Source organism: Halostella pelagica (assembly GCF_004762015.1).
GTDB lineage: Archaea > Halobacteriota > Halobacteria > Halobacteriales > Natronoarchaeaceae > Halostella > Halostella pelagica.
On the sequence record NZ_SJES01000003.1, the window covers coordinates 203,777 to 216,704 of the forward strand.

The 12,928-nt window shown below is 65.6% G+C and carries 14 protein-coding genes; 6 read left to right on the forward strand and 8 right to left on the reverse strand.

Annotated elements, in window-relative coordinates; translation table 11 throughout:
* The first annotated feature begins 44 nt into the window (after nt 1–44).
* The 5 genes from EYW42_RS09145 to EYW42_RS09165 are packed head-to-tail and all read left to right on the forward strand — an operon-like array spanning nt 45 to nt 3,237.
* Nucleotides 45–635 (forward strand): DUF7504 family protein, encoded by a 591-nt coding sequence (locus EYW42_RS09145; RefSeq protein ID WP_135534962.1) that lies wholly within the window; start codon nt 45–47, stop codon nt 633–635.
* Between the two features lie 44 nt (nt 636–679).
* Nucleotides 680–1,018, forward strand: a complete 339-nt coding sequence (locus EYW42_RS09150) for a DUF7855 family protein (protein ID WP_135534963.1) — start codon at nt 680–682, stop codon at nt 1,016–1,018.
* Nucleotides 1,015–1,827, forward strand: coding sequence for a DUF7856 family protein (locus EYW42_RS09155; RefSeq protein WP_135534964.1), 813 nt, complete (start codon nt 1,015–1,017; stop codon nt 1,825–1,827). Before EYW42_RS09150 ends, EYW42_RS09155 begins: the two co-directional genes overlap by 4 nt.
* Before the next feature lie 25 nt (nt 1,828–1,852).
* Nucleotides 1,853–2,572: a DUF7857 domain-containing protein gene (locus EYW42_RS09160; protein ID WP_135534965.1), complete on the forward strand. Its 720-nt coding sequence runs from the start codon at nt 1,853–1,855 to the stop codon at nt 2,570–2,572.
* Nucleotides 2,569–3,237 carry a MinD/ParA family ATP-binding protein gene (locus EYW42_RS09165; RefSeq protein WP_135534966.1) on the forward strand — a complete coding sequence of 223 codons (669 nt, stop codon included), beginning with the start codon at nt 2,569–2,571 and terminating at the stop codon, nt 3,235–3,237. The genes EYW42_RS09160 and EYW42_RS09165 overlap by 4 nt, the downstream gene beginning before the upstream one ends.
* On the opposite strand, the gene EYW42_RS09170 is transcribed toward EYW42_RS09165, so the two are convergent.
* The 3 genes from EYW42_RS09170 to EYW42_RS09180 all read right to left on the reverse strand — a co-directional run bounded on the left by EYW42_RS09170 (nt 3,212) and on the right by EYW42_RS09180 (nt 5,510).
* Nucleotides 3,212–4,180, reverse strand: coding sequence for a nucleoside recognition protein (locus EYW42_RS09170; RefSeq protein ID WP_135534967.1), 969 nt, complete (start codon nt 4,178–4,180; stop codon nt 3,212–3,214). The two genes, EYW42_RS09165 and EYW42_RS09170, sit on opposite strands and share 26 nt — an antisense overlap.
* A gap of 181 nt (nt 4,181–4,361) precedes the next feature.
* The gene (locus tag EYW42_RS09175) at nt 4,362–4,931 is read right to left on the reverse strand and encodes a magnesium transporter (protein WP_135534968.1); all 570 of its coding nucleotides are present in this window, start codon (nt 4,929–4,931) and stop codon (nt 4,362–4,364) included.
* A complete protein-coding gene (locus EYW42_RS09180) occupies nt 4,932–5,510 on the reverse strand; it encodes a magnesium transporter (RefSeq protein ID WP_135534969.1) in 579 nt (192 codons plus the stop codon).
* A gap of 110 nt (nt 5,511–5,620) precedes the next feature.
* On the opposite strand from EYW42_RS09180, the gene surE reads away from it, so the two are divergent.
* Complete coding sequence (surE, locus tag EYW42_RS09185; protein WP_135534970.1) at nt 5,621–6,454, forward strand: 5'/3'-nucleotidase SurE; 834 nt, start codon at nt 5,621–5,623, stop codon at nt 6,452–6,454.
* A 6-nt stretch (nt 6,455–6,460) separates the two neighbouring features.
* Here the strand turns inward: surE and EYW42_RS09190 are convergent, their stop codons facing one another.
* The 5 genes from EYW42_RS09190 to EYW42_RS09210 form a co-directional block, all read right to left on the reverse strand.
* Nucleotides 6,461–6,733 (reverse strand): hypothetical protein, encoded by a 273-nt coding sequence (locus EYW42_RS09190; protein WP_135534971.1) that lies wholly within the window; start codon nt 6,731–6,733, stop codon nt 6,461–6,463.
* A 180-nt stretch (nt 6,734–6,913) separates the two neighbouring features.
* On the reverse strand, nt 6,914–8,308 hold the full coding sequence (locus tag EYW42_RS09195; RefSeq protein ID WP_135534972.1) for a signal recognition particle protein Srp54: 1,395 nt from the start codon (nt 8,306–8,308) through the stop codon (nt 6,914–6,916).
* Between the two features lie 222 nt (nt 8,309–8,530).
* Complete coding sequence (locus EYW42_RS09200; RefSeq protein WP_135534973.1) at nt 8,531–9,091, reverse strand: response regulator; 561 nt, start codon at nt 9,089–9,091, stop codon at nt 8,531–8,533.
* Between the two features lie 102 nt (nt 9,092–9,193).
* Nucleotides 9,194–10,873 carry a Coenzyme F420 hydrogenase/dehydrogenase, beta subunit C-terminal domain gene (locus EYW42_RS09205; RefSeq protein ID WP_237561299.1) on the reverse strand — a complete coding sequence of 560 codons (1,680 nt, stop codon included), beginning with the start codon at nt 10,871–10,873 and terminating at the stop codon, nt 9,194–9,196.
* On the reverse strand, nt 10,866–12,557 hold the full coding sequence (locus tag EYW42_RS09210) for a nitrite/sulfite reductase (RefSeq protein WP_135534974.1): 1,692 nt from the start codon (nt 12,555–12,557) through the stop codon (nt 10,866–10,868). Before EYW42_RS09210 ends, EYW42_RS09205 begins: the two co-directional genes overlap by 8 nt.
* Nucleotides 12,558–12,928: the final 371 nt, after the last annotated feature.

Consider the following 12,928-nt stretch of genomic DNA (forward strand, 5'->3'; position numbering starts at 1 on the left):
CTTTACGCGATCCGATAATCGTACCCAACAGCACGCACCGGTACATGACGGACCTCAACGAATCCCTCGACGGCGCGTCGTCAGTACTGTTTCTCACTCCGTCGATAGCCGACGGTACTGACGATACCTGCGTCGACCTTCTCGCGCCGTCGAACCCGGGTTCGACGAACGTTCTCTGGGTGTCGTTTACGGAGCTCCCGCAAGATCGGCTCGGTATCTGGATCGACCGGGCCGGCGGTCGACCGTCGACCGCACACGTGATCGCGGCCGGCGAGCCTGCAGGGTCGCCCGACAGCGACGGGCCGCGGCCGGACTCGATGGAACGCGTGGGAACGCCGAGCGACCTCACGGGGATCAGCATCCGAGTCAGCGAGGTGCTGAGCGAGTGGAACGAGGCCGGTTCGCGGAGCGTCGTCTGTTTCGATTCGATCACCGCGTTGCTCCAGTACGTGGACGTCGAGACGGCCTACGAGTTCCTGCACGTGTTGACCGGCCGCTTGCACGCGTTCGGAGCAACGGGCCATTTCCATCTCGACCCAGGCGCTCACTCCGATATGACCGTCGCTCGGATTCAGACGCTGTTCGACGCGATGATCGAGAGCGACGAGGGAGAGATCACGGTCCGCCGGCAGTAGAATTCAGTAGTAAGATACTAAAATTATAGCGACCAACCCCCACTGTGTTGCTGATCGTCACCTACTCCAGGGGGGCCAGACAGACGCTGCGTAACGTCTGTTCTACCCACACGTCCCCCGTGGTTCGGCGGTTCGGCCGCGCCGCGCTGTTCGACGAAACGGAGTTGGCTGCCTTCCTGGCGCTCCGTCTGCGCGAGAAACACGGCGATGACGTCCAGATAGAGCGTACACGCCCGTTCAACGAATTCACCGCCGTCCCCGACGACGTTCGATCCGCCGCGACCGCGTACGAGAACCGTGACTCGCCCAGTACGTCCTACGCGAAGTTCGCGGCCGGAACCGGACACCCCTCCCCGAACGCCCTGCAGGACCGAGAACTGTGAACGTAGACCTCGGCGAGACGGTTCGAACGGGACGGGCCATCGACCTCCGCGACAGAGGTCTGGACGCACCGACCGTCGAACGAGCAGTCAGGGAGAGCGACTGGATCACCTGTCAGACACCGGGAGAAGTTCATGAGCGCGTTTCGCCGATCCGGGATGGACTGTCGCTCGCGGTGCGGTCGGCCGTCGCCGAGGCCGCGCGAACGCGGGGGCTGTCCGCCCCACAGGACGAAACTATCGCGGCCGTTCGGCGAGAACTGCGCACTCTGGATCCTCCGGCCGCCGACTGCGAAGCGGCGCGGCGGCGAGTCGCGGAGACCGGCGAACGGGAGTCCGAACTCTCCGAGCGGGTCAGCGAACTCCGGGGAACTATCGACGCGCTAGAGGGCGACGACGTAGACGAGGCGGTCGAGCAACGAGAAGCCGCGGCTCGACGGCTGTCGGAAGTCCGAACGGAACGTATCGCCGCGGAGCAGGCGCTAGCACACGCTCGCGGTCAGGCGCGGGAAGCGCGCGACGCTCGCGACCGCCGTCTCCGCCTCGAAGACCGGGAGAAGAACCTCCGGCGCGCGGCCCGCGACCGTCTGGCGGCCGAGGTTCGGGACGCGTTCGCCGACGCCGTCGAAACCGTACCCGGCGAGGGAACCGTCGAATCGACGACTGGCGATTTCGACGGCGACACGGTGACGGCCGCGCTCGCGGTGGTCCGGATCGCCGACGTCGACGCCCCCGTCGTCCTCGCGTGCGATCGTTTCGACTCGCCGTCGGACGCCGCAGCGGTTCTCGATGCACCCGTTCTGAGGGTTTAAGTACGAAAGCGGAACCAACATCGCCATGGTCGAGGTCGAATGCCGGACCCGACGGGAAGACGGCGTGACGCTCGTGGCAGCAGTCGTGCGAAACGACACGGGCGTGCGACGGCGAGTACGGATAGAACACACCCTCGACGGTCCGACGTGGCCGCCGCGGCGACACGGCGTTCCGGTCGAGGGATGGGACGGGAACGGGTACGTCACCACTGTCGCGGCCGACGGCCAGACCGCCGTGGGGTTCGCGAGTCCCGCACCCCCGGAGTCACCGTCTGTCAGGGTCGCAAGCGACCGGCGAGCTATCCCGAAAGACGGTGAGAGAAGGCAGACAGCGGACGCGACGGCTGGGGGCGTGATCCGGCGTTTGGGCGACCCATCACCGCCGGTCGATGCCGTTCCGGCGGGGGATCCCGGTCCGTCCGCTGCCGACGACGGATCTGGCTCGGCGGCCGCTTGGCGTGACACGGGCGACGACGCTCTTCCCCCGCCCGTCGCGGAGTGGTTCCAGTCGGTCGCGTCACGCCTCGATACGGCGGAGAACTGCGCCGATGCGACGACGCTCGGCGAGGCGACCGACGCGGTCGACCGCGCGGGAAGTCTCAACGACGTCGAGTCGGCAGTCGACCGTCTAGAGGACGACGCCGCCGCCCTCCGGGCCGTCGAACGCCGGGCGGAAGCCCTCGGTGGCCGGATAGAGCGTGCCGCCGAGTCGGTTCCGGTCACGACCCTTCGGGCGCTTTCGTGATCGTCGCGGTCGCAGGCGGGAAAGGCGGCGTCGGTAAGTCGACGGTGTCACTGAACCTCGCCGCGGACCTGGACGCCGCGGTCATCGACGCCGACTTGGGCATGGCCGACCTGCCCGAGTCGCACGGTCCGGATCTGCACGACGTTCTCGCCGGACGGGCGGATCCGATCGAGGCGGTGTGCGAGGGTGGCGCTGTCGACATAGTGCCGTGTGGCCGGACGCTCGCCGGCGCACGGGCCAGCGACCCGGCAGAACTGGTCGACGCCGTCGAGGCCGTTGCGAGTGCGTACGAAACAGTCGTGATCGACTGCCCGGCGGGGATGGCCGCCGATGCGGGATTGCCGCTGTTCGCCGCGGACCGCTGCGTCCTCGTTGCCCTCCCCGACGCGTTCGCCGTGGCGGACGTGGTCAGGACGCGGGAACTCGCGCGCGAACTCGACGCCGGCGTTGCCCGCGTGGCGCTGAACCGTACTGGACCGTCGCCGCCGACCGACCGGGTCGAGCGCGTACTCGGCGCACCAGTGACGGCCATTCCGGACGCGGCGGTGGTCGAACGGGCGCAGCGTTCGGGGGTCCCGGTGTCGAACGTCGCACCGGACAGCAGTGCCGCAAGGCGGTTCGAGGAATTGGCGGCGACGGTTACAGCGGGGATAGAAGCACCGTGAGCGCCAGCGCGATGAAGACCACTTTCAGCCCCGTGTTTACCGCTATCACCTTCGATCCGAACTCCGACCCCCAGATGCCGTACTGGAACGGGATAGAGCGCTTGAACGTCGAGACGGTAAAGGAGACGATACCGCCGACGAGCATCGTCGCAACCGCCTCCCGCGGCGTGAACGTATTCTCCAGCAGCGGTACGATCGCGACTGCGCCGCTCGTCGTGTCGAACGCGAAGGTGGCGATGACGGGGATGGCGGCACCAGGGAGCCCCAGAACCGTCGTAAGCGGTTCCGCCACGGCTGTCAGTTCCCTCAGGTCGGTGCGTGCGGTCAGAACGCTGACCAGCGCGTACACGACGAGGAGACGTGGGAGAACGTCGACGACCTTCGACCGCGTGCTGTCGGCGGCGCTCCGGAGTTTCTCCGGGAGGGTGCTCTCCTCCGGGTCGGGGGTCTCAACGTCGTCGGGGACGGCAACGGCGTCGACGTTCTCTTCCGAGAGGAGGAACGCGCCGCCGATCACACCGACGACGGTGATCGCGAGTGCGATCGCGGCGCGGGTTCCGACGTACAGCAGACCGACTTCGAGACCGAGAATGGGGATCAGGACCGGAGCGTAGAACGTGAAGATGTGCTGGACGAAACCGAAGAACGTGTTGATGGTGATGGCGACGAGCGTCGCGCGGTCGTCTAGCGTCCCGGACTCGCGGAACTCCGCGAGCATCCCGTACCCCGCTGTGGTCGAGGCGGTGGTCGTGAGGATGGCGGTTCCGACTTCCCGCGGGAGGTTAGCGGGGCCCGTCAGCGGCGCGGCCAGCCCTGCGATGTACCGGACCGCCCCGAACTCGACCGCTAGATTGGCGAGGCCGACCCCTAACGCGATGAACAGGGTGATCTTCGCCACCCTGGGAACGACCGTTCCGAACAGCAGGTCGACGAGCCACTGCACGGGAACTGGTGACGGCGGAGCGGGTAAATCTCCGTCGGTTGCGGGCCGTCGACGGCGTTCCATGCGCCCGCTGCGGCCGCCTGTTCCTCTCGGAGCCTGTCCCGTCCGCGGCGGCCTCCGCGCTCTTCGGAGAGTACTCAGCCGTACGGTGAGTCGCTGCCTAGCACGTCGGTGACGTGGACTACAAAACCAGCCGAACGACGGCGAACAGGACCAACACTCCGAGAACGTCACAGGTGTTCGTCACCACGGGGATCACCACGTCGTCCGGGTCGAGACGGAGTCGATAGGCGGCGTAGGTCGCGACGAACGTGACGACGACGGCGAGAACGGCGAGAACGGCCCCGGAAAGCGTCGCGACGAGGACGACCGTTACGAACCCGAGGTCTGCACTGACGGTGATCGAGGTCACCAGCCACGCGGCCGCGCCGACGACAGGGAAAATGGTGACCGCAAGTCCGAATGTGGCGACGGCGTTGCCGAGCAGTCGGTCGTCGTCGGGCGCGAACGAGAGCGTTCCGAGGTGAAACGCCGTCGAGAGTCGCGCGGCGAGAATACTCCCCAGATTGCCGGCGGTGCCGATGGTGACGGGAACGAGGACCAAAAGCGACGGATAGCGGAGCAGTTGCTCCTCGAACGTGTCCAGAACGAGTCCGCTCCCTACCTCGACGACCGTCAGGACGGCGAGCAAGGGCAACATGGCCCGGGCGATCCCCTGGACGGTCCACGTGCTGCTTCGCGCTCCCGACATTTAGCCCCCACCCAGTGCCAGAACCAGCCGTACGGCGACGAGCAGTGTCGCCATCCCGAACACGTCGCCGGTCGTCGTCACGACAGGGCCGACGAGGGTGTCGGGGTTCAGTCCGCGGCGGTAGCCGACGAACACCGCGAAGACGACGACGACGGTCAGTGCGATACCCGAGAGCAGTCCGGCAATGAAGGCGATGGTCGCGAGGGTGAGCAAGGACGCGGACGGGCGGGAGAGAACGAGGAGGACGGGGTACGCGACCACCGCCGCGAACACGCTAACGAGGACGCCGTTCGCCATCGCGGCGGCGATCGCCGCTCGCAACCGCTCGTCTTCCAGGTCGAATACGGGTGCGACCAACCCCTGGTGGAGCGCGGAGGAGAGCTTTGCGCCGAGAGCGCCGTAGACGTTCCCGCGAGTGGCGAGCAGTGCCGGCACCAGCACGAGTAGTCCGGCGACTGCCTCCAGTTCCGCGCGCATCCCACCGAGGACGACGCCGGCGAAGAGCCCGCCGACCGCACTCGCCGCGAGGACCGGCAACGCCTCCCGATAGGCATCGACCGCCACCTCGCGAACGCTCATGCCAATTCCCACACGCCCGGATCTGATAAAAGCCGGCGGCTCCCCCGGAGCCGGTCGGACCGGCGAACTACCGGAACGCTTACTCGAACGCGGTCTAAGCCACGAACACTGTGGTCGACATCCTCCTCACGAACGACGACGGTATCGACGGCGACGGTCTCCGTGCGCTCCGCGACGAACTACGGGCGCTCGGCGACGTGACCGTCGTCGCCCCCGCCGACAATCAGTCCGGCGTCGGCCGCAAGCGCTCGACGCACGCCACGCTGACCGAACACGAGATGGGAGACGAACTGGCGGGCACGCCCGCCGACTGCGTCGCCTACGGCCTGCGCGGTATGGACCGGGAGTTCGACCTCGTGGTCTCGGGGTGTAACCACGGCCCGAACATGGGTGCGTACGTCATCGGCCGCTCCGGGACCGTCGGCGCGGCGCTGGAGGCGGCGTTTCTCGGTACTCCGGCCGTCGCGGTGTCTGCTTACCACAACGTCGAGTTCTTCCCACATCCGCCCGCCGACTACGACTTCTCCGCCCCGGCGAGGGTCGCTCGCGAACTGGTCGAGCGGTCGCTCGACGCCGGCGTGTTCGACGACGTCGACCTGCTGAACGTGAACGCGCCGATAGACGCTGAGGACCCCCGGATTCGAGTGACCCGTCCGGACGACGACTTCGACGTGTTCGTCGACCACGACGCCGACGTTCCCGACGAACTGACCGTCGGCGACGGCGAGCGCCACGTCGCGCTCCGGGACAAGTTCTGGCCGCACACGGTCGGGTACGAGAACCCGTTCTCGGATATCGGTACCGTCCGCGAGCGCTACGAACGGGGGTCGGACCGCCGCGCCGTCATCGACGGCGAAGTGAGCGTCTCGCCGCTGACGGCCCCGCGGCAGGCGACCCACCACGAGGACCTCGACGTCATCGTGGAGACGCTGAACGCGCGGTAGACGGCCCTACGTAGTGCTGGGCTCGTCCTGCAGGTCGATCGACTTCCCCTCGGCCGCGTTCGACAGGATCGTCCTGGCCTCTTCGTCCCCGATATCGTTGATGAGACACCCGATGAAATCGGAGAGGAGTTCCGGTCTGATCCGGAGGTCGACGTACTCGACATGCCCTCCGACGACGACCGCATCGACGTCCCACTCCCCCTCCTCGGGGTCCTCCATTCGGACGTCGACCCACTCTTCGCGCGTGGTGTCCGGGTCTGTAAACTGGTTTTCAACCATATCTACAGAGTACACGCCCTCAAACAGCATAAGTAGCTAGCGTGAGCTGAGAAGAACTGAGACGATCCGCACTCCACTGTTTGCCGTCAGCACGGAGAGGTTGCGAAGGGAGATCTGACTCGATATCCGAAGTGGCTCTTCGAGACGGCCACGCGAGACTCCGAGCGTCGAAAAGGTCGTTTAGAACGGTCCCATACCGCCCATGCCGCCGCCACCGCCGCCGCCCTGGTTCTCCATCTTCTTCATCATGCGCTGCATATCCATGTCTCCCTGACCCATGCCCTGGAACTGCTTGATGGTGCGTTCCATCATCTTGTGCTGCTGGAGCAGTTCGCGCACCTTCTCTTCAGGCTGGCCGCTCCCGCGGGCGATGCGTTCCGTCCGGCTCTGGCCGATCTTGCGGGGGTTCTCCAGTTCGTCCTCGGACATCGAGTCCATGATGACCTCGAAACTACGCATGCGCTCCTGGGTGACGTCCATCGCGTCGTCCGGTAGCTGGTCTTTGATCCCGCCGCCCATGCCGGGGATCATGTCCATGACCTGATCGAGCGGGCCCATGCGGTTCATCGCGTCCATCTGTTTTTTCATATCGCGGAGGGTGAACTGCCCCTGGAGCATGTCCTCGGGGTCCCACTCCTCGTCTTCCTCCTGGGTCTCCTGCATCGCCCGCTCGACGCGTTCGGTCAGCTGTTTCAGGTCGCCCATCCCCAGCAGGCGGGAGATGAAGCCGCTCGGTTCGAACCGCTCGACGTCTTTGACCTCCTCGCCGGTGCCGAGGAAGGCGATGGAGGAGCCGGTCTCGTTGACCGCAGTCAACGCACCGCCACCTTTCGCCGTCCCGTCGAGTTTGGTGATGACGACGCCGTCGATTCCGATCGATTCCTCGAACTGCTGGGCCTGGTCTTTCGCTCCCTGACCGATGGCGGCGTCTAACACGAGCAGGGAGCGGTCGGGCGCGGCGACGTCTTCGATCTGCTCGATCTCGTCGATGAGGTCGTCTTCGAGCGCGTGGCGACCGGCGGTGTCGACGATACGAACGTCGGCCTCTTCGGTCGCTTCGATACCGTTTCGGGCGATGTCGACCGGGTCGTCGTTGTCGGGGTTGCCGTAGAAGTCGACCTCGGCGCGTTCGGTCATCTGTTTCGCCTGGTCGTACGCTCCGGGCCGGAACGTGTCAGTCTGGATGACGGCGGGTTTCAGCCCCTTCTTCGAGAACCACCACGCCATCTTGGCGGCGGTGGTCGTCTTCCCCGACCCCTGGAGACCGGCGAGCATGATGGTCTGTTCTTCCAGCGGGAGCTCCGTGCTCTCGCCGACGAGATCCACCATCTCCTCGTAGACGATGCTGAGGACGTGCTCTCGGGCAGTCGTGCCTGCTGGCGGTTCCTCGTCCAGCGAGCGCTCCTTGATGCTGTCCGAGAGGTCCATCACGAGGGAAACGTCGACGTCGGCCTGCAGAAGCGAGCGCTGGATCTCCTTGACGACCGCTTCGACGTCTTCCTCGCTGATGCGGGATTTCCCGCGGAGTTTGTCTAACGTACCCCGCAGCGAACTCCCGAGATCGTCGAGTACCATTTGCACGCTGGTAGGCGGCGGCGGGGTTAAAGCCTTGCCCGTCCGGTCCGCGGCTCCGCCGTCGCGACGCGTCGTCTACCGAGAACGGGAAAGCGAACAGCAGGGGGAGAAACGAACGACGGCAAACAGGGGGAGACGCAACTCATACTGTCGGCTGTAACTTCGTAAAGATAATCGGTCCCCGAGGGTCCGATATTCTTCAAGGGATTACAGCTGACAGTATCAGGTCGTGCGACCTATCGCCTGAAACTCCTCGTCGACCTCGTCGAAGTCGGGGACGGAGTCTTCGAGCAATGACTCCAATCGCTGAGCCGTCGACTGAAGCTCCCCGTAGGTGGAACTGTTCGACAGTTCGTGTCTGGATTTCTCGGCTTCTAGCACGGCCAGTTTCGCACGGGCGACGGAATACTTCCGGAGCCTGTCATCGCGCCCCTGGACGGCGATCTGGTAGTCGATTGCGGCCGTCAGGTCGTCGTGCTGGACTGGCTTGCAGAGATAGTCGTCGAACGCCATATCGATGATGTCGAAGTCGGGTTCGACGGCCGTTATCATGATGACGCTAAACGGGGGATCATCCGCGAACTCGTCGAGCAGGCGGTCGCCGGAGATCCCTGGCATCCGTCGGTCGAGCAGGACCACGTCGACCGAATCATCGAGTTCGTCCACCGCCGCTTGCGCGTCGTAGGCGGTCCGAACCTCGTACTCTTGCCGAAGCCACAGCACGTACATATCCGCGAGTTTGTCCTCGTCGTCGACGACGAGGACGGTCGGCTCGTCCGTCATTCGGTCGCGCACCCCATGTAGTTCTCATTGAGATTGAACCGTACTTATCAAAAGTCTAACGGAAACCCGCTGGAACCCGGTCCGAAACGGGATATCAGTGCCTCAGTGGCCGGCCTCGTGGGGGTTCAGCTCTGTCCCGTAGTGCTCGGCGTGGTCGGTATAGTCGATGAACCGCGGTGCGTCGGGATCGAAGGGACGGTCCAGCGATTCGAACGCCTTCTTCTTGTCCCAGGACTGGAGTCCGCCGACGGCGCTGCGATCCTCCAGGTCGTGGTAGTCGAGGTCGGGCTCCGCGAGTTCCCACGCGTCCATCCCCTGTTCCGTCCGAACGATGACGCTGGAGTACTCGTCTCCGGACCCGACGGAGCCGACAGTCAGGTCGGCGGCGTAGCCCGTGAAGTCGGCGCACTCGTCACAGCCTTTCAGCGCGGCGTCGTGGAACCCCTCGATATCCTCGACGAGGAGGGGTGCGCCGTCGTTGCCGTAGACGCGCATCTCGCCGTCGAGGACGTCGAGTTTGCCGATTTCCTTGGGCAAGATGTCGCGTTTCTCCTCTAACTGCTCGCCGATGAGGCGGTGGTAGTTGAAGTTCTTCGTACACATCAGCGCGACGGTGTAGTCGACGGCGCGGACGCCCGCGTCCTGTGACTGATAGTCCCAGTCGAAGTCTTGCAGGGCGCGGATGCCTTCGATCTCGCAGGGGGTGCCGACCATCGCGAGGCTGAGGTCCTCGGGATCTTTGTCCGGAAGCTTGAGCTCCCACTGGTCGAGGCTGAGGTTGCCAAGCGCCAGCGTCTGGTTGTAGAAGCTCCCGGCGTTTTCGACCAGGTCCTCGTGGCTCGTCGCGAGGAACGACTCTGCCTTCCACGGTTCGCCGTCGCTCTCGGTGGCGATCAGCGCGCCGTCTATCTCGCCCGCCTCAAGCAGGTGCGAGAGGACGCTGGTGACGACGCCGCCGTCCTGCGCACCCTCTCGCCAGTCGTCTTCTACCTTCGCGGAGAACTCCGTGATGGGGTCGCCCGCACCCGACACGTTGTCGTCGCCGCCGGTGATCTTCCACTGGCGCTCGTAGCGCAGGCCGCCGCGGGGACAGAAGTCCCAGCAGAGCGAACAGCCGGTACACATCTTCACGAGTTCCGGCAGGTCGTCGTCGCCGATACCGATGGAGTCCGTGGGGCAGGCCGCGACGCACGTGCCGCACTGGATGCAACGGCCGTCGTCGATGACCGCCTCGTCCAGTTCCATGAACCACGTCTTGTCGTCGGGCGTCTCGATGTCGTTCATCTCGTCGCGGATCTCGTAGCCGGGCGTGTCCAGTTCGACGCCCTCGGGGACCTGAACGCGCTCGTCGGGTCGGCCGTTCTCCACGTTCTGGCTTCGGCCTTCTGCGGGCGGGGTGAACTCGATGTCCGTGAGGTTGCCCTCGCTGTCGACGTTTGCCGGGGTTGCGCCGCCGTCGGAGTAAATCTCCGACGAGCCCGTGTTCGCTTCGCTCATACGGACCCCGTCTGCCGCCACCTCGTCGCCGCCGCTTTCGCATCCGCAGGCATCGTCGGAACACTCGCCGCTGTCCGCGCCAGCCTCGCCGACTGGCCCGCTCTCGGCCTCGTCGCCCGGACCGACCTGATCGCCGGGGATCGTGCGGTGCTCGGCGTCGGGCCGGTGGATGCGTACGCCGTCGGCCGGCGGGACCGACTCGCTCTCGTCGTCTCCCGTGTCCGGGACGCCCGGAAGGCGTTCGTCCGGCGGCCGGTTCTCGTCCGAGCCGCCCCGGTCAGTCATCCGCAGCCACCCCCTTCGCAACGGGCGCGTCCGCCCGCTGCATGACCTGTCGCAGGTGGTCGTTGTCGACGCGACGACACCACTGGTAGAAGCGTTCGTCGCCCGTCTGTTCCTCAGCGTACGCATCGAACAGGCTTTCCAGCGCCGGTATCACCGCGTCCGCCGGCACAGCGTTTTCGACCCAGTCGAGGAACTCGTTGTCAGAACCGAGGCTCCCGCCGAGCCCGAAGTCCATCCCTTCGACCATCTCGTCCGCGTCGCCGTCCGTATCCAACTGCACCGTCTCGCCGCGGAAGCCGATGTCCGCGATCTGCGGCTGCGCGCACGACGCCGAGCAGCCGCTCATATGCATCCGGACCACGTCGAGATTGTCCGGCGTGTCGATGCGGTCGTCGAGTTCGCGCGCCCACCGTTTGACGCGGTTTTTCGTCTCGATGATGCCGTAGTTGCAGAACTCGCTGCCCGTACAGCCGACCGCGCCGCGCGCGAACGGGCCGGGGTCGGGCTGGTACGCCTCCGCGAACGGTTCCGCCAGCAGGTCGTCGACGTTCTCCTCGGGGACGTGGGTGATGAGGAAGTTCTGGTCGGTCGCGAGACGGACCGAGGCGTCGTCCGTGCCGTACTCCCTGGCGGCGCGGGCCGCCTCGGCGAACTCGTCGCCGCCCATCCGTCCCGCGACGACGTTAAAGCCGACGTACTTCAGCCCGTCTTGCTTCTGGTCGTGGACGCCGACGTGGTCGCCGAGGTAGCCCTCGGTGAGGTCGACGCCCTGCGACGGAAGTTCGACCGTACAGCGGTCCCGGACCGCTTCCTCGAACGTCTCCGTTCCCATCTGCTCGACGAGGTAGCGCATCCGGCAGACGCCGCGGTTGTTCCGGTCGCCGAGTTCCTTGAACGTCTGGGCCACCGCCCGCGTGAACTCGACGGCGTGTTCCGGCGGGACGAACACGTCCATCGTCGTCGCCATCCGCGGGCCGTCCGAGAGGCCGCCGCCGACCTTGACGTGGAATCCGTACTGGTCCGTGCCGTTGATCACCTTGCGGGCCGGCGTCAGCCCAACGTCGTTGATCTGCGACTGGCTACAGTCTTGCGAACAGCCAGTGATGGTCATCTTGAACTTCCGCGGGAGGTTGGCGTACTCGCGGTTCTCCGTGAAGAAGTCCGAGACGGCGTCGATGACGGGCTGGGCGTCGAAACACTCGTGTCCGTCCAGCCCAGCCGCGGGACAGCCGAGTACGTTCCGCGCGGAGTCGCCGCAGCCCTGGATGGTGGTCAGTCCCACCTCGTCGTACTTCGCCCAGACCTCCGGCACGTCCGCGACCTCTATCCAGTGTTTCTGTATGTCCTGTCGCGTCGTGATGTCGAGGTACGCGTCGCCCCAGAGTTCGTTCTGGGTCTCGCCGCCGTGTTCCTCGGGCGCAGTAGCGTACTCCTCAGCCACCGTGCCGATAACTTCGGCCTGGTCCGGCGTCAGGTAGCCGCCGGGCACCTTCGTCCGCATCATGAAGTAGCCGCGCTGGCGACCGTGGCTGTACATGCCGGCCCACTTCAGGCGTTCCCACTCGCCGTCGCCGGCGCGCTCCTCTATCTCGTCGAACGACAGGCCCTCCTCTGCGTACTCCTTGACATCCTCGATAACGTCCAGCGGATGCTTGTTTTGCTTGTACTGTTCGACGGTGTTCACGGCGACCACCTCGCGTGGGAGCCGTGTGCTCGAAAGAGCTCCGCTCTTTCGGTATTCGTGCGAATCTCCGGGATGAGCAGGAGTTCGTCAGAGCTTGCGCTGACGGCGTTCACGGCGACCACCATCGGTGTTGAACATCTGTGCCGTCTGTGGTCATCTATCATGCCACTAGTACTCACCCGCCACGAAGTGTTCGCGCAAAGTGGTCAATGGTGACGGGTCTGCCCCGTAGCGGAGAGTACTGCCTCTTTCTGGCGGGCATCTCCGGCAAAACTGAGACTGTCAGCTGTCACTTCGGAACGATACTCGGACCCTCAGGGCCCGAGGTTCCGCAAGGGATTACAGCCGACAGGAGGAGGAACGGGCCAGCT